Source organism: Campylobacter sp. IFREMER_LSEM_CL2127, assembly GCF_025771745.1.
Taxonomy (GTDB): Bacteria; Campylobacterota; Campylobacteria; order Campylobacterales; family Campylobacteraceae; genus Campylobacter_D.
This window is the reverse complement of record NZ_JAKMQV010000035.1, coordinates 1-515: the sequence shown is the minus strand read 5'-3', so window position 1 is coordinate 515 and position 515 is coordinate 1. Positions and strand designations below refer to the sequence as shown.

General features: G+C 33.0%; 1 protein-coding gene. It reads right to left on the bottom strand.

Translation table 11 applies throughout. From position 1 onward, the window contains the following. Nucleotides 1-515 (bottom strand): hypothetical protein (locus tag L8V77_RS07665; protein ID WP_412175151.1); only part of this gene is annotated, 515 nt, incomplete at both ends.

Here is a 515-nt window from a genome sequence, read left to right as displayed (position 1 = left end):
TTTTAAATTACCATTATTAGCAAATGTACCTATAGATGAAGTATTATCTCTACTAATTTCCATATCCCCATTATTAGTAATAGTTCCTACTACTGAGTTATTTTTTAAGTCTAAATCAGTTTTAGCACCTTCATTGTTTGTAATAGAGCCTATAGTGCTATCGTTTAGTTTAATACCACCATCTATGGTTCCACTATTGATAATACTATCTATGTGAGATTTGTTTTTTAAGTCTATAGAGCCTGTAATTATGTTTTTATTGTCAATAGCTCCTATGATTTTAGAGCCACCATCAAGACTAATGTTTCCTTTGATGGTACCTTCATTAAGTATGGCTGTACCACTAGAATTAGTATAAAGGTTTTTACCATCATTGCTAATAGCTGCTATGGTGGCACCATTTTGCAAGTCGATTACATTGCCCTTATTTACAGATGTTCCATTATTATTTACACCTATGGTTCCTTTATTGTGTATACCTGCTGTGCCACCTGCTATAAGAGCATCAGAGCCAT